Source organism: Arthrobacter sp. BG3 (genome assembly GCF_056680185.1).
Genome location: NZ_CM155270.1, coordinates 3,586,236 through 3,604,588, shown reverse-complemented (window position 1 = coordinate 3,604,588; position 18,353 = coordinate 3,586,236). Strand labels below are relative to the sequence as shown.

The following is an 18,353-nucleotide window of genomic DNA, read 5'->3' as shown; positions in this document are numbered from 1 at the left end:
GGGCCAACCCGGCTCACTCCCCCGCGGCGGCGGCTTCCAGCAGCGGGAGCGTGCGGCCCTGGAAATGCGTGTTGAGCACAATCACCGAGGAGGAACGGAGCACCGTCCGGGTCGCGATCATGGCATCGAGCACACGCTGCAGGTCCGGGTTGGAGCGGGCCGCAATGCGGGCCATCAGGTCCGAACTGCCAGAAACGGTGTGGATCTCGATCAGTTCCGGGATCGCCGCGAGGGCCTCGACGACCGCGTCGTGCCCGAGGTCCTGATTGATCGTCAGGGAGCAGAAGGCGACGACGGGAAACCCGAAGTGCGCCGGATCCGGCTGCGGCACCCACGAGCCGATAACCCCGCTGTCCTGCATCCGGTCCAGCCGTGACTGCACGGTGGCGCGGGCAACCTTGAGCACACGGGAGGCCTCCAGCACGGAGGCGCGGGGCGAGTCGGTGAAGAATCGGACAATCTTCGCGTCCAGAGGGTCAACATCCATCAAAGGTTCCTCCTGTAGCCGGGTGCGCATCACAAATCGCCGGGAATATGGGATTTCTGCCAACAAACTGTCACCATGTTCTCACGGCCGGCGCACGTCAACCCCGGCCGGTGGCGGTAAATTCAATACGTCCCACAAGGACCAATGATCCAAACCACACGAAGGTTCGCCAGCATGACAATGAAGTCCACCGCAGAGCGCCCCGGCCTGAAACTCGGCCACAGCATGAAGCCACGCCAACTCACCATGATGGGACTGGGCAGTGCCATCGGCGCCGGCCTGTTCCTGGGCTCGGGGGCCGGCGTCAAGGCCGCCGGACCCGCCGTCCTGATCTCCTACCTGGTGGCGGGGACCCTGATCATCCTCGTGATGTGGGCCCTCGGCGAAATGGCCGCAGCCAACCCCAACAGCGGCGCGTTCTCCGTCTATGCCGCCAAGGCAATGGGCCGCACCGCGGGCGCCACCGTGGGCTGGCTCTGGTGGCTGCAGCTGGTGGTGGTCATCGCCGCCGAGGCCCTCGGCGCGGCCGCCCTGCTCTTCACGGTGTGGCCGGTGATCCCGGTCTGGGCCCTGTCCCTGATCTTCATGGCGCTGTTCACCGCGATCAACCTCGCCGGGGTGAAGAACTTCGGCGAGTTTGAGTTCTGGTTTGCCATCCTCAAGGTGGCCGCCATCCTGCTGTTCCTGGGCATCGGGACCGCCCTGCTGCTGGGCTGGCTGCCGGACGTCGAGTCCCCGGGCCTGTCCAACTTCACTGCCGACTTCGCCCCGGCCGGGCTGGGCGGCATCGCCACGGCGCTCTTCGTGGTGATCTTCGCTTTCGGCGGCACCGAGATTGTGAGTGTGGCCGCCGCCGAAACCGAGAACCCCCAGCACAGCGTAGCGATGGCCATCCGCACCGTCGTGTGGCGGATCCTGGTCTTCTACATCGGCTCGGTGTTCGTCATTGCCGCCGTCCTGCCGTACACCTCCGACGCCCTGGCTTCGCCCTTCGCCGGCGTCCTGGACGTGGCCCGCATCCCCGGCGCCGGCGCCGCCATCACCCTGGTGGCCGTCGTCGCACTCCTCTCGGCCCTGAACGCGAACCTCTACGGCGCATCCCGGATGGTCTACTCACTGTCCGAACGCGGCGAGGCCCCCCGCTTCCTGTCGAAGGTGAACAAGGCCCGGGTGCCGGTGCTCGCCGTCGGCGTCTCCGTGGCCTTCGGGTTCCTGGCCGCCGTGCTCGAGCTGCTCTTTCCGGAGCAGATCCTTCCGGCGCTGTTCCAGCTGGTCGGCTCGACCTGCCTCATGGTCTGGGGCTCCGCGCTCGTGTCCCAGCTGATCCTGCGCCGCCGCGCCGACCGCGACGGCACCGTCCTCCCGCTGCGGATGAAGGGCTTCCCGGGACTGACGATCTTCGGCCTGGTCCTCCTGGCCCTGATCTTCGCCGTCGGCTTCAGCAGCCCGGACAGCAGCAGGCAGCTCGTCAGCACCATCGTCCTGGTTGCCGGCATTGCCGCGGCCTGCTGGATCGGCGCCCGGCTGACCCGCAACCGCGCCACGGAGCCGGCCGGGCAGGACGGGCCCGCCGACGCCGGACGGTAGCCGGGCAGCCCCCGGGGGTTTGCCGGTCGAGTCCCCACACGGTAGCCGGGCAGCCCCCGGGGGTTTGCCGGTCGAGTCCCCACACGCCGACCGGACTGCACAAATTGTGATGCCGATTGCGTGGGAGTCTGGCACTTTTGTGCAGTCTGGTCAGTCATTTAACGGCTGATTGCACACCGCCCGGCGGGTGACTAGGGTCACAGCCATGGATACACTTCCCGCGGCTTCCGGCGGCGCCGTCGAACCGCTGACACCTGCCCAGCTCCGCGAGCTCTATTCGCTGATGGTGGCGGTCCGCCACCTCGATACCTCGGCCATCGCCTGGCAGCGCCAGGGCATCATCCCGGGCTATGCCCCGGAAATCGGCCAGGAGGCGGCCCAGGTGGGCAGCGGCTACGCCGTGGACACCACCCGGGACTTCGTCTTCCCGACCTACCGCGAGATGGGTGTGGCCCGCACCATGGGCATCGACATGGTGGAGTACATGTCCACCCACAAGGCCACCTGGCACGGCGGCCTCTACGACCCGCTGGAGTCCCGGCTCGCCCCGATCCAGGCCGTCGTGGCCGGCTCCGTGCTGCACGCCGTCGGCTGGGCCCACGGCCAGACCCTGGACGGCAAAGACGGCGTCGCGATGACGTACTTCGGCGACGGCGCCTCCTCCCAGGGCGACGTCCACGAGGCCCTGAACTTCGCCGCCGTGATGAAGGCGCCCGTGGTGTTCTTCGTCCAGAACAACGGCTGGGCCATCTCGGTCCCCACCGAACGCCAGGTGGCCGGCGGCTCCGTCGCCGCCCGCGCCGCCGGCTACGGCATGCCGGCGCTGCAGATCGACGGCGACGACGTCGCCGCCGTCGTCGAGGCCACCCGGCGCGCCTTTGCGCACGCCCGCTCCGGCCGGGGCCCCGTGCTCATCGAAGCCATGACCTACCGCCGCGGCCCGCACTCGACCTCCGATGATCCCGGACGCTACCGCTCCCTCGATGAGGAGCGCGACGGCGCCGGCCTTGACCCGCTGCAGCGCTTCCGGCAGCGGCTGCTCGCCGACGGCGTCGCCGACGAGGCCTTCTTCGCCGGGGCCCTCGCCGCGGCCAAGGCAGAGGAGGAACAGATCCGCACCGGCATCCAGGCCCTCGGCTCCCGCCCCGGCACCGAAATGTTTGACCTGGTCTTCCAGGAAACCACCCCTGCGCTGCAGGCCCAGGCCGCCAACTGGCGCGAGGAGTCCGAACATGTCTAACTCGATTCTCAAAAGCGGCGCCGCTGCAAGCACGAGCGCAGGTACGCCCGCTCCCAGCACCGTGATGTCCATGCAGCAGGCCCTGAACCGGGCGCTCGACGAGGTCCTTGCGGAGAACCCGAAGACCCTGATTTTCGGCGAGGACTGCGGCCGGCTCGGCGGGGTCTTCCGGATCACCGACGGTCTGCAGGCCAAGCACGGCGAACAGCGCGTCTTTGACACCCCGCTCGCGGAATCCGGGATCCTCGGCATGTCCGTGGGCCTGGCGATGGCCGGGTTCCACCCCATTCCCGAGGTGCAGTTCGACGGCTTCGCCTACCCGGCCATCAACCAGATCGTTTGCCAGATCGCCCGGATGAACTACCGCAGCCGCGGCACCTTGCCGATGCCCATCACGCTGCGGGTTCCCAGCTTCGGCGGGATCCGCGCCCCCGAACACCACGGCGAAAGCCTCGAGGCGCTCTTCGCCCACGTCCCGGGCCTGAAGGTGGTTTCGCCCTCGAACCCGCACGAGGCCTACCACCTGCTCAAGTACGCGGCGACACGGCCGGACCCGGTGATCTTCATGGAACCGAAGTCACGCTACTGGCAGAAGGGCGAGGTGGATGTTGCCAGCCATGACACGGCCGGGGGCTCACCCGCCGGCGCGAAGGTCATGCGCGAGGGCCGTCACCTGACACTCGTCGCGTGGGGCGCCATGGTGGCCCGCTGCCTCCAGGTGGCCGAACTCGCCGCCGAGGACGGGATCGACATCGAGGTCCTGGACCTGCGCTGGCTAAAACCCATCGACGCCGGGGCGCTGGCCGCCTCCGTGCGCAAGACCCGGCGCGCCGTCGTCGTCCATGAAGCGCCGCTCACATCCGGGCTGGGCGCCGAAGTGGCCCAGCTGATCACCCAGGGCTGCTTCGACACGCTCAGGGCCCCGGTGGAACGGGTCACCGGCTTCGACGTCCCGTACCCTTCGGGGGACCTGGAGGACGAATACATCCCGAATATTGACCGGATCCTCTTCGGGATCCAGCGAGTATTGGAGTACAAACGTGGCTGAAATTTCCTTCCCGCTTCCCGACCTCGGCGAGGGCCTGATCGAGGCAACCGTGCTGGAATGGCTCGTGGGCCCGGGTGACCAGGTCGAGCGGAACCAGCCCCTCGTCGAGGTTGAAACCACAAAATCAGCCGTGGAATTGCCCAGCCCGCAGGCAGGTAAAGTGGTGCGTATCCACGGCGGGCCCGGTGACAAAATCAATGTCGGCGAGCCCCTGATTGTGTTTGAGGTCCCGGACAACACCGCCGGCATCGTGGGCACGGTCCCGAAGGAAGAGGCACCGAAGCGCCGGGTCCGCCTGAGCGCCGTACTTGATGAGGACTGAGACCATGAGCGGCAGACACACCGGCGAACGGCATTCCCACACCGTCGAGGGCACCGACCCCCAGCTGTTTGTCGGTGTGCATGAACCCGCGTCCGACGCCGGACTGCGCCCGGTGCTGCTGCTGCACGGCTTTTCCTCCTCCTCCAAACTCAACTGGGAGGACACCGGCTGGCTGACCGCGCTGCTGGAGGCCGGCCGCCGCGTCATCACGGTGGACCTGCCCGGCCACGGCCGCAGCGGGGCGCCTGAGGACATGGACTCCTACACGCCCAGCAGGATCCGCGCTGACCTGCTGCAGATCGCGTTCGACGCCGGGGTCCGCCCCCTGCGCGACGGCGACCCGTCCAGCGGGCTGGACCTGATCGGCTATTCGCTCGGTTCCCGCCTCGCCTGGGAGTTCGGCGCCACCCAGCACGAGCTGGTGCACCGGCTGGTCCTGGGCGGCCCGAACGTCGCCGACCCGCTGGCTGATTTCGACCTGGTTGCCGCGCAGCGCTACCTGGCCGACGGCACCCCGATCGCCGACGCGTCCACCGCCGGGCTGCTGAAGATGGCCCAGATGCTGCCCAGCAACAACATCTTCTCGCTGCTGTCCCTGGTGGAGGCCATCAAGAACGAGCCGTTCGATCCCGCCGAGGCGGTGCCGCACATGCCGATGCTGCTGGTCGCCGGTGAGAAGGATGAGCGCGCCGCGTCCATGCCGGAACTGGCGGCCCTGGGCGCGAAGGCCGGAGCCATGGTCGAACAGCTGGTCCTGCCGGGCCGGAACCACACCAACGCGATCACCAGCCGCGCCTTCAAGCAGGGGGCCATCAGCTTCCTCGCCGTCTGACCTCCGGCCGGTCCCCTGCCCAACTGCAACGCGGGGTCACCTACGGCCCGTCCGCGTCGTCCGGATGGGCCGTAGGTGACCCCGCGTTGGTGTGGGCAGGGACATGCGCCGGGACAGCCCGGGGTCTTCCCTGCTGTCCCGGCGTATTCCCGTCCGCTGGATGGATAGAACTGCCCGCCTACGGAATCCGGGCACTTCCCTCGCGCCGCTCCCCCGCCGGACGTAGGCTGGCCGCAGCAGAGTGGGCGGGAACCGGAGGAGGATCGCCATGGCCATGCGTTACACCGACCGTGAGGAGGCCGGCAGGCTCCTCGCCTCCGCCCTCCGCCAGTTCCGCGGCCGGCCGGACACCATGGTGCTGGGCCTTGCGCGCGGCGGGGTCCCCGTGGCCGCCGCGGCCGCCACAGCGCTGCAGCTGCCCTGGGACGTGCTTCCGGTCCACAAGTTGGGGATTCCCGGCCTCGCAGAAACAGCGTTCGGCGCCTTGGCCTCGGCCGGCGGAGGGGTGGTGCGGATGCTGAACCGGACCCTCGCGGACCGGCTCCTGGAGGTCGGTGTACGCCAGTCCGCGCTGGACGAGGTCGAAAGCACCGCAAGAGCCGAACTGGAGCACCGCGCCGGGATCTATCCGGGGCCGCGGCTGCCGCTGAAGGGCCGAACGGTGATCGTTGTCGATGACGGGCTGGCCACCGGGGCGACGATGCGGGCCGCCGTCGGGGCGGTGCGGGCGGCCGGTGCGGCAACCGTCGTCGTCGCGGTTCCGGTAGCGTCGCTGGAGGCACAGACGACGCTGGAGCAGGCCGCCGACGCCGTCTTCAGCCTGTTCATCCCCGGCGGCTTCCGCGCCGTCGGCAGCTACTACCGCGACTTCCGGCAGGTGCGGGACGACGACGTCGTCCGGCTGCTCGGTGCCCGGCCCGCCTGAACACCAACGCGGGGTCACTTAGCGCCCATCCGGAGGCTCAGGATGGGCGCTAAGTGACCCCGCGTTGGTTTAAAAGACGAGGGGCACGGACCTTGCGGCCCGCGCCCCTGCTGTCTGGCTGGTTGTCAGTGCTTTGCCGCGTCAGCGGGCGTGTGGTGCACGACGCCGAGCGGTCGGCCCCGGGTTTCCCCGGCGAGGAGGACACCGACGGCGGAGATGACGCAAAGGATCATGATGTAGATGCCGATGGAACCGGTCCACCCCGTGCCCTGCAGCAGGGCCTCCGCGATCATGGCCGCAAACGCACCGCCCAGGATGGCGCCGAAGGCGTAGCCGATCGAGATGCCCGAGTAGCGCACGTTCGCCGGGAACATCTCGGCGTACATCGCGGACATCGGGCCGTAGGACAGGCCCAAGCCGATGGTCAGGACGAACAGCGCGACGCCGTAGAGCACGATGTTCTTGGTGTCGATCAGCGCGAACATCGGGATCATCCAGGCGAAGACAATGCCGTAGCCGATCAGGAAGGTCTTGACGCGGCCGATCTTGTCCGAGAGCCAGCCGCCGACCAGGGTGAAGATCAGCCAGCCGAAGGATGCCAGCGTGGTGGCCAGCAGGATCTGCGCGACGGGCATCTTCAGGGACTTGGTGGCGTAGGAGATGAAGAACGCGATCAGCAGGTAGCCGGCGGCGTTGTTGCCGATGAAGATCATCGTCGAGTAGAGGACGGCCTTCTTGTGCTTCCGGATGAGCTCGCCCAGGGGTGCTTTGCTCTCCTCCTTGCGCTCGGACAGTTCCTTGAAGACGGGGCTTTCGGCAACGGCGCGGCGGATCAGGTAGCCGACGATGATCAGCACGATCGAGAGCAGGAACGGCACACGCCAGCCCCAGGACGCGAAGTCCTCCTTGGACATGGACGTGTTGAGGAAGTACAGCAGGCCGGTGGCGAGGATCATGCCGACCGGAACACCGATCTGCGGGTACGCGCCGAACAGGCCGCGCTTGCTCATGGGAGCGTGCTCGACGGCCATCAGGGCGGCGCCGCCCCATTCACCGCCGGCGGAGAAGCCCTGGATGACGCGGAGCAGGATCAGCAGGACCGGGGCCCAGACGCCGATCTGGGCGTAGGTCGGCAGCATGCCGATCAGCGCCGTGGCGGCACCCATCATGATGAGGGTGAAGACCAGCATGGCCTTGCGGCCGAGGCGGTCACCCAGGTGGCCGGCGACGACGGCGCCGAGCGGGCGGAACAGGAAGCTGATGCCGATGAGGGCAAAGGACAGGATCTGCGCCAGACCCGGGTTGGAGGCGTTCAGCGGTGCCAGGAACAGCGGTGACAGCAGCGTCGCTGTCAGCTGCGCGAAGATGAAGAAGTCGTACCACTCAATGGTGGTCCCGACCAGGGTGCCCGCGAGGACCTTGCGTTCCTCGTGCTTGCTGCTGGGGCCCGCCTCAGAATCGACACTTGAAGTTGCGGTCATTGAAACTCCGTTGCTGGGGGCAGGGGTCCTGCCCGGGGTGGGTGCGGTGCGGATAACTGATTGCCTCGTGAATTACTGATCGAACGGTCAGTTAGTATTCAGATCATACTATGAAATGTGTGACAGGACACACATTTTTGGAAATAAGCTGCAGCGCGGCCAAAAAATGACGCCGCAGCCCCCCCTCGCCACTCAGTCGGCGCGGTGCAGGAACTCCCGGACCCGGGCGAGGACGGGCTCGCGGTCGTAGCCGTTGACCATGGCCGCGGCCATCCTCACCGGATCGCCGAAGAAAAAGTACTCGTACAACGACTGCCGGCCGGAGAACCCGGAGACCGATGCGTCGAAGGCCAGCTTGAACAGCCGGACGCGCTCGGGGCCGGTGAGTGACTTTCCCTGCAGGTACATCTCGATGTCGGCCCGGGCGTCGCTGTTGACGTCGGCCTCGCCGGGAAGTGCCATCAGCCCGGAGGCGCAGAACTTCCGGATGATCTGCGGGAAACGCTGGGCGACCTTGGGGTACCAGTTGCGGGCGGCGTTCAGCGTGGACCACTTCGGCAGCATCACGCCGGCCCCGTTGGGCGCCGCATCCACCTCGGAGGCCCGGACCAGCGCCTTGCCGATTTCGACGTCGACGATCAGTTCGGCGATGTCCTCCTGGATGTGCTGGAAACCGTCGATCCCGATCGAGTCGGCGAGTTCGGAGGCCAGGCCCAGGAAGAACTCGCTTTTGGCGATGGTCCTGGTGACCACCTGGTGCGTCATGAGGGCGCCGGCGCCGGTTTCGGAGTAGAAGCCGTTGCAGAGCTGCGGGTTGCCGAGCATGAAGATGCGCTCGCTGGGGACAAAGACATTGTCGAAGATCGCGACGGCGTCCATTTCCTCGTAGCGCGACGCGAGCGGCTCGTCGTGGGTGCTGCCGCCGTTGTAGAGCGAGGTGCGGCACAGGTAGCGCAGGCCCGGCGTGTCGTTGGGGACGGCGAAGGCGTAGGAGTACGGGGCATCCTCCGGCGTTCCGCGGAGCACGGTGGAGGGGAAGACCAGGAGCTCGTCCGCGATCGGGGCGATGGTGGCCAGCATCCGGGCGCCACTGATGACGATGCCGTCCCCGCGCTCCTCGACAATCCGGGCCGACAGCTGTCCGCCGAGCTGTTCGGAGCCGGAAACGGAGCGGTTGGCCTGCGGCGGGATCAGGGTGTGCGTGGCCAGGACATCGTTTTCACGGGCCCGCTCGTAGTAGTTGCGGATGTTTTCGCCGAACTTGGGGTCAGCCTGGGAAAACCACTTCCCGGCCGTGCTGAGGGCGGTGAGCGAGGAGTTCATGTAGTCCCCGGAGCGGCCCAGGAAACCGTTGGAGGACTCGGCCCAGGTGGAAATGGCACGGCGGCGGCGCTCAAGGTCCGCGACCGTCTTCGGCACCAGGAAGGAGGCGTTCACCAGGTCTCCCGTGGTGGGCGAGGCGTACGTCAGTGCGTCCTGGTACATGGGGTCATGCTGCATGTCGAAGAGCTTGGCATAGGAGCGTGCCACGTTCCGGAAGGCGGGGTGCTCGGCGATCTTCTCGCTGACAACCTCCCCGTCGATCACCACGTGGGGTGACATGGCGTTGAGTCGGTCCAGGTACTGCTGTCCGGTGCGGATTCCCATTGCTGTTTCTCCAGTCGTCGGTGTGCCGGGTCGGATGAGGCGAGTTGATGTGGGGCTGAGCCGTCAGGGTGAGCTCAGAGCAGCTCTTCCATGCCCAGCAGGCTTTCCGGGATGGTGGTGAAGGTGCCGTTCGCGAAGGCCAGCGCATCGCCGTTGCGGTAGTTGAAGTCCACTACCTCGCCGATGTAGAGCGTGTGGTCGCCGCCGTCGTACGCCGCCCAGGGCTTGCACTCAAAGTAGGCAAGCACATGGGAGAGCCGCGGAGCCGTTCCGCCCTCGACCCAGAGCGGCTCGGGTCCGGGGCGGCCGGCAAAGTGCATCGCGAGCTGCTGCTGCTCCGCGCCAAGGATGTTGACCGTGAACGGCCGGCCGGCGAGCTCGTCGTGCGCCTTCGCGGTGCGGGCGATGCTGACCAGCACCAGCGGCGGGTCGATGGATACGGAGGTGAAGGAATTGACGGTGATGCCGTGGCGCTTCGTGGCGCCGTCAAAGGTCACAATCGCGACGCCGGTGGCGAACCGGCCCAGGCTCCCGCGGAAGTACTGGGCCCGGGGCAAGGACGTGCGGCCCGGAACCACCGGAACAGGCTCGGTGCCGGGCTTGGCAATCATCGTCGATCCCTTGCGTCTGGTGTTGGCTGTTTGTGCGGGATGCGGACCGTCAGGGTCTGTTCTATAATCGAACACATAGTTCCCATATAGAACGCTAGCGCACTGTGAGGCAGAGCACAAGAGCCGCCCGGTGCATCCCGGATCCACGACCGCCCGCACCTAGGATGGACCAATGACCCCGACCGCCGGCAGCGCCCAGGCCTCCCCGTCCCAGACGTTGTCGCGCGGCATCCGCGCGCTCGAAATCCTTGCCGACGCCCAGCACCCGCTGACCATCGCAGAACTGGCCGATGCGATGGGGGTGCACCGCTCGGTGGCCTACCGCATTCTCCGCACTCTGGAAGACCACTCGCTGCTGGTGCGGGACGACGGCGGCCGGGTCCTGCCCGGTCCCGGCCTTGCCGTCCTGGCGCGGGGAGTTTCGCGGAACCTGCAGGCGGCGGCCCTCCCGGAGCTCACCCAGCTCGCCAACGCGCTGATGATGAGCGCCTTTGTTGCCGTCTGGGACCACGAGGAATGCGTCACGCTCGTCACCGTGGATCCACGGCACACCGGCGCCGCCGTGGTCCAGCATCCCGGCTCGCGGCACCCGATCAGCGCCGGCGCCCCCGGCATCGCGATCCAGTCGGCCTTCTCGGAACAGGACTGGGCCGCCAAGGCACCCGGCATCCCCTACCGGGCCGAAGCGGCCGAGGCACGACGCCGGGGCTACGCCGCCAGCCATGACGAGGTCATCTCCGGCGTCTCCTCGCTCGCGGTCCCGATCCGGGTTCCGGGCGGGCGGCCGGCGGCTCTCGCCGTCGTCTACATCCGCGCCGCCCAGGATCCCGCGGAGGTCGCCGCGGCCCTGGCCGCCAGCGCCCGGCGCATCGAAAGCCAGCTGGTCTGAGGACCCGGGGCGCCGCCCCCGCCGGGCAGCCCGGCTCTCCCGGCTCCCCCCGGCTTCACCGGTGAATGCTTGACAAGCGCCCGCGTCTCGGGCAGTTTGTATCGTATACGATTTCACGCTCAATGAGGAGATGTGATGGCGCAGCGTCGCAGCATTGCCCGGCCGGACACGCTCCCCGCAGATGCAAAGGATGATTCCCATGGCTGAGCACTACGTCCCGGACGACCTCCCCACCCGCATCCGCCACTACATCAACGGCGAGTTCGTTGATTCCGTCAGCGGCAGGACCTTCGACGTGCTCGACCCGGTGTCCAACGAAACGTACGCCACCGCAGCCGCCGGCCAAAAGGAGGACATCGACCTCGCCGTCGCCGCCGCCCGGGAAGCGTTCACCAACGGCCCGTGGCCGCGGATGAAGCCGCGGGAACGGGCCCGCATCCTGAACAAGATCGCCGACGCCGTCGAGGCCCAGGAGACCCGCCTGGCGCAACTGGAGACCTTCGACACCGGACTGCCGATCACCCAGGCCAGGGGCCAGGCCCTGCGCGCGGCGGAGAACTTCCGCTTCTTCGCGGACCTGATCGTGGCCCAGTTCGACGACGCCATGAAGGTCCCCGGCGCCCAGATCAACTACGTCAACCGCAAGCCCATCGGCGTCGCCGGGCTCATCACCCCCTGGAACACCCCGTTCATGCTCGAGTCCTGGAAGCTCGCCCCGGCACTGGCCACCGGCAACTGCGTGGTGCTCAAGCCCGCCGAGTTCACGCCGCTCTCCGCCTCCCTCTGGGCCCGGATCTTCAAGGACGCCGGGCTGCCCGACGGAGTCTTCAACCTCGTCAACGGCCTCGGCGAGGAAGCCGGCGACGCCCTCGTCAAACACCCCGACGTCCCGCTGATCTCCTTCACCGGGGAGACCACCACCGGCAAGACGATCTTCCGCAACGCCGCGGAGAACCTCAAGGGCCTGTCCATGGAGCTCGGCGGCAAGAGCCCGGCGATCATCTTCGCCGACGCCGACCTCGACGCCGCAATCGACTCCACCCTGTTCGGGGTCTTCTCGCTCAACGGCGAACGCTGCACAGCGGGCTCCCGCATCCTCGTCCACCAGGACATCTACGAGGAGTTCTGCGAGAAGTACGCCGCCCGGGCCAGGAGCATCGTGGTCGGTGATCCGCACGACCCGAAGACCGAGGTCGGCGCCCTGGTCCACCCCGAGCACTACGCCAAGGTGGCCTCCTACGTGGAGATCGGCAAGTCCGAGGGCCGGCTGCTGGCCGGCGGCGGACGCCCCGAGGGGCTTCCGACCGGCAATTACATTGCCCCGACGGTGTTCGCCGACGTCGCCGCGGACGCGCGGATCTTCCAGGAGGAGATCTTCGGCCCGGTCGTGGCGATCACGCCGTTCGCGGACGACGCCGAGGCGCTGGCTTTGGCGAACAACACGAAGTACGGGCTGGCGGGCTACGTCTGGACCAACGACCTGACCCGGGCGCACAACTTCTCGCAGAACCTGGAAGCCGGCATGGTCTGGCTCAACAGCCACAACGTCCGGGACCTGCGCACCCCGTTCGGCGGGGTCAAGGCCTCCGGACTCGGCCACGAGGGCGGCTACCGCTCGATCGACTTCTACACCGACCAGCAGGCCGTCCACATCACCCTCGGCGCCGTCCACACCCCCAGGTTCGGCGCCTCGGCGGCGCAGTAGCGGGCAAGCTGCCCGGCCCGGTGCGCTGTCATCTGTCCGGCACCCGATGCGCCATCACTTAACGTCCTCATGAGGCCGCCCAGGCAACCAGGACTGATAGCGCAACCGCGGGTCAGCCGTCGGATGCGGCCGCGGTCAGCTCTCGGCGTCGTCGGAAATGTGCAGGGTGGAACCGTTGCGTCCCTTGACCACCTGCAGCTGGGTGCCGATGCGCTGTTTCATTTCCGCCACATGGCTCACCAGCCCGACCACCCGGCCGCCGTCCCTGAGTCCCTCGAGGGCGTCCATCACCTGTTCCAGGGCCTGTTCGTCGAGGCTGCCGAAGCCCTCGTCCACGAACAGCGTCTCGATGTCGACACCGCCGGATTCCTGCTGCACCACGTCCGCGAGCCCGAGGGCCAGGGCGAGCGAAGCCATGAAGGACTCCCCGCCGGACAGCGTGGCGGTGTCGCGCCTCTGGCCGGTCCACTGGTCCACTACTTCCAGGCCGAGGCCGGATTTCGCGCCGCGCGCTGCCTTGGCGTCCGTGTGCTGCAGGGTGTAGCGGCCGTCGCTCATGCCGACCAGCCGTTCCGAGGCCGCCAGGGCCACCTGCTCGAGCCTCGCGGCCAGAACGTAGCTGTTCAGGCTCATGCGGTAGTTGTTGTCTCCGGCGCCGCGGGCCGCGTCGGCGACCGCGGTCAGCAGCTGCGCCCGTTCGCGTGGTTCCCGGCCGGTGGCGGCGAGTTGGGCATAGCTGGCGGCGATCGTGCCGAGGGTACGCACCGACTTCTCCGCGAGGCCGGCCGCGAGTTCCGCGTCCCGGGCCGCGCCTTCGGCCGCGGCCGCGTCGGCGCGGAGCTGTTCCACGGATTCCTCGCCGAGGGGGCCCTCCGTTTCCAGCTCGTGCGCCGCCACCACGAGTTCCTCGCCGGCAAAGAGCTCCCCGATCCGGGCCGCTTCGTCCTGTCCGGCCCGGACGGCGGCCTCCAGCGCCGCCGCGTCCGCGGCCGGGAGCAGCACGGCCCGGGCGGCGTCCGCGGACTCGAAGCCGGTGCCCGGAAGCGCCAGCTCAAGTTGCTGCCGGGCCTCACCGGACCGGGTGGCGGCCTGTTCCAGCCGGGTCCGCGCCGCATCCGCGCGTTCCAGCACGGCGATTGTGCCGTCCAGGGCCGTGATCCGGCCGGCCAGGGCCGGGTGGCCGCCCCGGAGTTTGTCGAGGGCCAGTTCGAGGGTCTCGGCCTGCTCCCGGACCTCCGTGAGGGTGGATTCGGTCTGGGCGATGCTGGACGCCCCGGCCGACCGGGCCAGCTCGGCGGCCGCGATCTGCTCTTGCAGTTCGGTGTGCCGGGACCGGCTGATGGTGAGCTCTGCCGCTGCCTGGCGGGCTTCGGCGGCGCGTTCCCTGGCCAGGGCGGCATCCCGGCTGGCGTCCTCGGGTGCGGTGTTTCCGCCCTGGGCCGCGAGGACGGCGAGGTCCTGCTGGGCCTCGGAGAGTTCGCGTTCGAGTGCCGCGAGGGCCGTCTCCGCCATCTCGCAGGCGTGCTGCGCGGCTTGTTCGGCCTCGGCTACCGTCAGCGCGGACGCGGCGGCCGGCGCGGGGACGGGGTGCTCGGGGCTGCCGCAGACCGGGCACGGGGCGCCGGCCTGCAGCTGGGAAGCGAGTTCGGCCGCGGCATTGGCCAGCCGTTCCTCGCGCAGATCGAGCCAGCGCTGCCGCCGGTCCTGGTACTCCCCGCGGACCGGGCCATGGCGTTCGGCGACGGCTCCGCAGGCCGTCCCGGCCGCGGCGTAGCGCCGGACCAGGACAAGAAGTTCCTCCGCGGCGTCTGCTTCCTTCGTCCGCAGCTGCACCTCGGCGGCGAGTTCCTCCAGCGGGCGCAGCCCGGCGAGGAGGGCAACTGATTCATTGCGCAGGGCAAGCAGGGCAGCTGCCCCGGAAGCCTGTCCGTCTTCCAGCTGCGCCAGGGCCTCGCACAGCTGCGAAGTCCGGCTCCGGAGTCCGGCGAGCCTGGCTTCGTCGGGCAGCCGCGCCTCCAGCACCGCGTGCAGGGAGCGCAGACCCCCGAGCGCGGACCGCACTGCGCCGCCGTCGAAAGCAGAGCCGTCAAAAGCAGAGCCGTCGAATGTGCAGCCATCGAAGGTGGAAGCGTCTGCCGTCCCGGTCCGGAGCGTGGCGAGTTCCGGGTCGGTGCGGGCCGCGGCGCGCAGGTCTTCCGCGGCGGCGGCCATGGCGGCTGCGGCCAGTTCCTCCGCCGTCCCGGCGCTGTCCACCGCCTGCAGTTGCCCGCCAAGGACTTCGGCCCGGCGGTGCAGGCCCAGCTGCCGGCTCTTGGCGGCAGCTTCGGGAGCGGCCGCCTCCGCCTCGAAGCGCCGGCGTTCGGCCGAGGCCAGCCTGGCCTGGCGAGCAGCACGCGCTGTCGCGGCGTCCTTCGCCGACAGGCGGTCGGCGCGCAGCCCCTCGGCCTGCAGCGCGGCCGCACGGGAACGCTCCGCGGCCGTGGCGGCACTGCCCGCCAGCCAGGTCAGGAAGGAGTCCGGGTCGGTCCGGTCCGGCGCCTCCGCCGTGTCCAGCTCCAAAGCGGCTGTTTCGGCCTCGGCCCGGGCGAGCAGGAGCTCAAGCCGGCCGTTGAGGCTGGCGACCTCGGCCCGGGCGTCCTGCGCCTTCCGGCCGAGTTCCTGTTCCACGGCCTCGAAACGCTGGGTGCCGAAGAGGCTCTGCAACAGTTCGAGGCGGTCGGTGGCCTTGGACCGCAGGAACGCAGCGAAGTCGCCCTGCGGCAGCATCACCACGCGGGTGAACTGGTCCCGGTTCATGCCCAGGACGTCGGCGATCTCGGCGCCGGCCTCGTCGTTGCGGCCGGATTTCTCGGTCCATTCGCCGTCGACACGTTCGCGCAGGACGGTATTGGCCTGCTGGACGGTGAAGCCCTTCTTGCCCCGGGCACTGGGCTTGTCCCAGGCGGGAGAGCGGGAAACTTCGAAGTGCCGGCCCCGGGCGGAGAACTCGCAGGTGACCCGGGGCTCCGCGGCGGCCCCGGCGTGGTCGCTGCGGAGCCGTTTTCCGTCCTGCCGTGCCCCGGGGACGGATCCGTAGAGCGCGAAGCAGATGGCGTCCAGGACGCTGGTCTTGCCGGCGCCGGTGGGACCGTTCAGCAGGAACAGCCCGTGTGCGCTCAGGCGGTCGAAATCGATGTGTTCGGTGGCCGCGAAGGGTCCGAAGGCGGAGATCTCAAGACGGTGGATCCTCACAGGGACATTCCTTCCAGGAGCACGGATTCCAGGGCTTCGGCCAGGGCGGCTGCCTCGCGGTCGTCCGCTTCCCGGCCACGGACGTGCTCCAGGAACCCGCAGCAGATCGACAAATCATCAACCGCCCCGGCGAGTTTGCTGCTGTAGCTGGTCTTGGCGGTGGTGCCGGCACCTTCCGGATCGAAACCGAGGACGAGGGTGTCCGGGAACCGTGAGCGCAGCCGCTCCATGGCCTGGGCCGGGCGCTGCGCGTCGGTCAGGGTGATCTGGCAGTAGGCGGCTTCCGCCCACGCGTAGTTCGCGGCGGAGAGCAGATCCTCGAGTTTGCCGCGCAACACGGCCAGCGCCCGGGGCGCCTCCCACAGCACCTCGCGGACTTCGCCGATGCCGCCCGCGTCCACGTCCAGGAGCCAGCTGCCCTTCCTGTGCTGGGCCTCGGAGAAGGAGTAGGCGAGCGGCGAACCGGAATAGCGTACGGACGGCGAGAGTTCCTGCCGGCCGTGCAGGTGGCCGAGCGCCGTGTAGCCGAAGCCGTCGAAGAGGTCCAGCGGCACAGCGCCGACGCCGCCGATGCTGAGGTCCCGCTCGCTGTCGGAGCTGATCCCGCCGCTGGCGAAGGTGTGGGCCAGCACCACCGAATGGACCGTCCGGGTCCCGGAGCGGGCTGCAAGATCGGCCCGGATCCGTGCGGTGGCCGCCCGGGTCACCTCGAAATGGCTGGCCGTGTCGACGCCGAGCTGGTCGGCCACGAGCCGCGGCTCCAGCCAGGGAATGCCGTATATGGCCAGCAGGGGTCCTGTCCCGCCGTCGGCGTCCGTCCCGCCGTCGAGCGGGAACAGTACGGGCTGGTCCAGCTCGGCGAGCCGGGTGCGCAGGTGCACTCCCCCGCGCTCCAGCAGCCGGGAAGCGAAGCCGAGCCGGATCGCCGAGTCGTGGTTGCCGCTGGTCAGCACCACCTTGGCGCCGGCCCCGGTCAGGCCCACGAGGGCGTCGTCGAGGAGCCGGACGACGTCGACCCCCGGCAGGGCGCGGTCGTAGACGTCGCCGGCAATCAACACGACGTCGACCGCCTCGTCCCGGACGAAGGTGACGAGCTGGTCGATGAACGCGCGCTGGGCGTCAAGCATCCCGACGCCGTGGAACGACCGGCCCAAATGCCAGTCCGAGGTGTGCAATAACCGCATGCTCCTACGGTATCGGCTGGCACCGACAGGATTGCGCCACCGCTCCGGAACAGCAACGCGGGGTCACTTCCGGCCCGTGCCGGGGCGCGGGATGGGCCGGAAGTGACCCCGCGTTGGGAGGTGCGGGATCCGGGGAGGGGTCCGGGTGTGGACTATTCACCGCGCCCGGGGCGTGTTCCGCGCCCTGCGCTTGCTCCGGGCTCAGCGTCGAAGAAGTCGCGGGCTTCGTCGCTGCCGGTGTCCGCCGGAGCCGAGACGCGTGCGTCCCCGCCGTCCGGTCCGCCGTCCGGTCCGCCGTCCGGTCCGTCGTCGGACCCGGTCTCCGGCGCCGTGTCCGGTACGGGCACGGCGGCCGGCGTCGTCCGCGCGAAACCGCGGTAGACCAGTCCCGCGAGGGCTGCGCCCACGAGCGGGGCAACCCAGAAGAGCCACAGCTGCCCGAGCACGTCGGGGCTGCTGAAGAGAGCCGAGGCCGTGGCGCGCGCCGGATTGACGGGTGTGTTGCCGGGCGCCTGGCCGAACTGCAGCAGCACCGCCGTGGTGAGGCCGACGGCGAAGGGCGCCGCCAGCCGGGACGGGTTCCGGGCGGACGTGGTGCCCAGGTAGACGGCGACCAGCAGGGCGGCGCCAAGCACCTCAATGAGCAGCACACCGGCCATCGGGGCCTGGATAACGGAATGCTCGCCGAAACCCGCGGCCACCGTGTCGAAGGCGGTCCTGGTGTCGGTGATGTTGGGCACGGTGCGCAGGAGGCCGAAGAGCGTCACCGCGCCGAGCAGTGCGCCCACCAGCTGCGCGCCCACGTAGGCGGCCGCATCAGCAAGCCGGATGCGGCCCGCAATGGCGTTTCCAGCCGTTACTGCGGGGTTGAAGTGGCCGCCGGAGAGGTACCCGAACGCCAGCATGGCCGCCGTGAGCGCCAGCCCCGCGGCGAGGGAAGCAGGGAGCGGGCTCGACTGCGGAATGGTAAACAGCGGGACGCCCAGGCCGGCGATCACCACGAAGAACGTCCCGAGTGCCTCGGCGGACAACCGGCCCAGCAGGCCGGGACCCGCCGGATCGTCGGGGGCGGAGGCCGGCTCAAGGACGGCCGGCTCGGGGGCTGACACACGCGTGTTCATGTTCGGTATTCCTTTGCTTGGGGGTCAGCGTGCAGTCTGCCAG

The 18,353-nt window shown here is 69.1% G+C and carries 15 protein-coding genes; 8 read left to right on the top strand and 7 right to left on the bottom strand.

Annotated elements, in window-relative coordinates; all coding sequences use genetic code 11:
- Window positions 1-13: 13 nt before the first annotated feature.
- Window positions 14-487 (bottom strand): Lrp/AsnC family transcriptional regulator, encoded by a 474-nt coding sequence (locus AC1MFL_RS16190; protein WP_479811097.1) that lies wholly within the window; start codon window positions 485-487, stop codon window positions 14-16.
- 174 nt (window positions 488-661) lie between these two features.
- Here AC1MFL_RS16190 and AC1MFL_RS16185 point away from each other — a divergent pair, with 174 nt between their 5' ends.
- From AC1MFL_RS16185 to AC1MFL_RS16160, 6 genes are all read left to right on the top strand, one after another.
- On the top strand, window positions 662-2,074 hold the full coding sequence (locus tag AC1MFL_RS16185; protein ID WP_479811095.1) for an amino acid permease: 1,413 nt from the start codon (window positions 662-664) through the stop codon (window positions 2,072-2,074).
- Window positions 2,075-2,279: 205 nt separating this feature from the next.
- Entirely contained in the window at window positions 2,280-3,314 is a 1,035-nt protein-coding gene (locus tag AC1MFL_RS16180) for a thiamine pyrophosphate-dependent enzyme (RefSeq protein ID WP_479811093.1), read from the top strand.
- Window positions 3,307-4,362 carry an alpha-ketoacid dehydrogenase subunit beta gene (locus AC1MFL_RS16175; RefSeq protein WP_479811091.1) on the top strand — a complete coding sequence of 352 codons (1,056 nt, stop codon included), beginning with the start codon at window positions 3,307-3,309 and terminating at the stop codon, window positions 4,360-4,362. The genes AC1MFL_RS16180 and AC1MFL_RS16175 overlap by 8 nt, the downstream gene beginning before the upstream one ends.
- The gene (locus AC1MFL_RS16170) at window positions 4,355-4,684 is read left to right on the top strand and encodes a biotin/lipoyl-containing protein (RefSeq protein WP_301226598.1); all 330 of its coding nucleotides are present in this window, start codon (window positions 4,355-4,357) and stop codon (window positions 4,682-4,684) included. The genes AC1MFL_RS16175 and AC1MFL_RS16170 overlap by 8 nt, the downstream gene beginning before the upstream one ends.
- A 4-nt stretch (window positions 4,685-4,688) precedes the next feature.
- A complete protein-coding gene (locus AC1MFL_RS16165) occupies window positions 4,689-5,516 on the top strand; it encodes an alpha/beta fold hydrolase (protein WP_479811089.1) in 828 nt (275 codons plus the stop codon).
- A gap of 268 nt (window positions 5,517-5,784) precedes the next feature.
- Window positions 5,785-6,441 carry a phosphoribosyltransferase gene (locus AC1MFL_RS16160; RefSeq protein WP_479811087.1) on the top strand — a complete coding sequence of 219 codons (657 nt, stop codon included), beginning with the start codon at window positions 5,785-5,787 and terminating at the stop codon, window positions 6,439-6,441.
- Window positions 6,442-6,566: 125 nt separating this feature from the next.
- Here AC1MFL_RS16160 and AC1MFL_RS16155 read toward each other — a convergent pair whose 3' ends face one another.
- The 3 genes from AC1MFL_RS16155 to AC1MFL_RS16145 all read right to left on the bottom strand — a co-directional run bounded on the left by AC1MFL_RS16155 (window position 6,567) and on the right by AC1MFL_RS16145 (window position 10,180).
- The gene (locus AC1MFL_RS16155; protein WP_479811085.1) at window positions 6,567-7,922 is read right to left on the bottom strand and encodes an MFS transporter; all 1,356 of its coding nucleotides are present in this window, start codon (window positions 7,920-7,922) and stop codon (window positions 6,567-6,569) included.
- A gap of 192 nt (window positions 7,923-8,114) precedes the next feature.
- The gene (gene hpaB, locus AC1MFL_RS16150; RefSeq protein WP_479811083.1) at window positions 8,115-9,569 is read right to left on the bottom strand and encodes a 4-hydroxyphenylacetate 3-monooxygenase, oxygenase component; all 1,455 of its coding nucleotides are present in this window, start codon (window positions 9,567-9,569) and stop codon (window positions 8,115-8,117) included.
- Window positions 9,570-9,643: 74 nt separating this feature from the next.
- Window positions 9,644-10,180: a flavin reductase family protein gene (locus AC1MFL_RS16145; protein WP_479811081.1), complete on the bottom strand. Its 537-nt coding sequence runs from the start codon at window positions 10,178-10,180 to the stop codon at window positions 9,644-9,646.
- A 172-nt stretch (window positions 10,181-10,352) separates the two neighbouring features.
- On the opposite strand from AC1MFL_RS16145, the gene AC1MFL_RS16140 reads away from it, so the two are divergent.
- Together AC1MFL_RS16140 and hpaE are read left to right on the top strand one after the other, a co-directional pair.
- On the top strand, window positions 10,353-11,069 hold the full coding sequence (locus tag AC1MFL_RS16140) for an IclR family transcriptional regulator (RefSeq protein WP_479811079.1): 717 nt from the start codon (window positions 10,353-10,355) through the stop codon (window positions 11,067-11,069).
- Between the two features lie 199 nt (window positions 11,070-11,268).
- Window positions 11,269-12,774 (top strand): 5-carboxymethyl-2-hydroxymuconate semialdehyde dehydrogenase, encoded by a 1,506-nt coding sequence (hpaE, locus tag AC1MFL_RS16135; protein WP_479811077.1) that lies wholly within the window; start codon window positions 11,269-11,271, stop codon window positions 12,772-12,774.
- Window positions 12,775-12,909: 135 nt separating this feature from the next.
- Here the strand turns inward: hpaE and AC1MFL_RS16130 are convergent, their stop codons facing one another.
- The 3 genes from AC1MFL_RS16130 to AC1MFL_RS16120 all read right to left on the bottom strand — a co-directional run bounded on the left by AC1MFL_RS16130 (window position 12,910) and on the right by AC1MFL_RS16120 (window position 18,310).
- Window positions 12,910-16,005 (bottom strand): AAA family ATPase, encoded by a 3,096-nt coding sequence (locus AC1MFL_RS16130; protein ID WP_479811075.1) that lies wholly within the window; start codon window positions 16,003-16,005, stop codon window positions 12,910-12,912.
- Window positions 16,002-17,189: an exonuclease SbcCD subunit D gene (locus AC1MFL_RS16125; RefSeq protein ID WP_479811073.1), complete on the bottom strand. Its 1,188-nt coding sequence runs from the start codon at window positions 17,187-17,189 to the stop codon at window positions 16,002-16,004. The genes AC1MFL_RS16130 and AC1MFL_RS16125 overlap by 4 nt, the downstream gene beginning before the upstream one ends.
- Before the next feature lie 152 nt (window positions 17,190-17,341).
- On the bottom strand, window positions 17,342-18,310 hold the full coding sequence (locus AC1MFL_RS16120; protein ID WP_479811071.1) for an MIP/aquaporin family protein: 969 nt from the start codon (window positions 18,308-18,310) through the stop codon (window positions 17,342-17,344).
- Window positions 18,311-18,353 lie beyond the last annotated feature (43 nt).

Coding starts and splice junctions, on each gene's coding strand:
- AC1MFL_RS16190 (WP_479811097.1), bottom strand. CDS start 487: ATGGATGTTGACCCTCTGGACGCGAAGATTGTCCGATTCTTCACCGAC.
- AC1MFL_RS16185 (WP_479811095.1), top strand. CDS start 662: ATGACAATGAAGTCCACCGCAGAGCGCCCCGGCCTGAAACTCGGCCAC.
- AC1MFL_RS16180 (WP_479811093.1), top strand. CDS start 2,280: ATGGATACACTTCCCGCGGCTTCCGGCGGCGCCGTCGAACCGCTGACA.
- AC1MFL_RS16175 (WP_479811091.1), top strand. CDS start 3,307: ATGTCTAACTCGATTCTCAAAAGCGGCGCCGCTGCAAGCACGAGCGCA.
- AC1MFL_RS16165 (WP_479811089.1), top strand. CDS start 4,689: ATGAGCGGCAGACACACCGGCGAACGGCATTCCCACACCGTCGAGGGC.
- AC1MFL_RS16160 (WP_479811087.1), top strand. CDS start 5,785: ATGGCCATGCGTTACACCGACCGTGAGGAGGCCGGCAGGCTCCTCGCC.
- AC1MFL_RS16155 (WP_479811085.1), bottom strand. CDS start 7,922: ATGACCGCAACTTCAAGTGTCGATTCTGAGGCGGGCCCCAGCAGCAAG.
- hpaB (WP_479811083.1), bottom strand. CDS start 9,569: ATGGGAATCCGCACCGGACAGCAGTACCTGGACCGACTCAACGCCATG.
- AC1MFL_RS16145 (WP_479811081.1), bottom strand. CDS start 10,180: ATGATTGCCAAGCCCGGCACCGAGCCTGTTCCGGTGGTTCCGGGCCGC.
- AC1MFL_RS16140 (WP_479811079.1), top strand. CDS start 10,353: ATGACCCCGACCGCCGGCAGCGCCCAGGCCTCCCCGTCCCAGACGTTG.
- hpaE (WP_479811077.1), top strand. CDS start 11,269: ATGGCTGAGCACTACGTCCCGGACGACCTCCCCACCCGCATCCGCCAC.
- AC1MFL_RS16125 (WP_479811073.1), bottom strand. CDS start 17,189: ATGCGGTTATTGCACACCTCGGACTGGCATTTGGGCCGGTCGTTCCAC.
- AC1MFL_RS16120 (WP_479811071.1), bottom strand. CDS start 18,310: ATGAACACGCGTGTGTCAGCCCCCGAGCCGGCCGTCCTTGAGCCGGCC.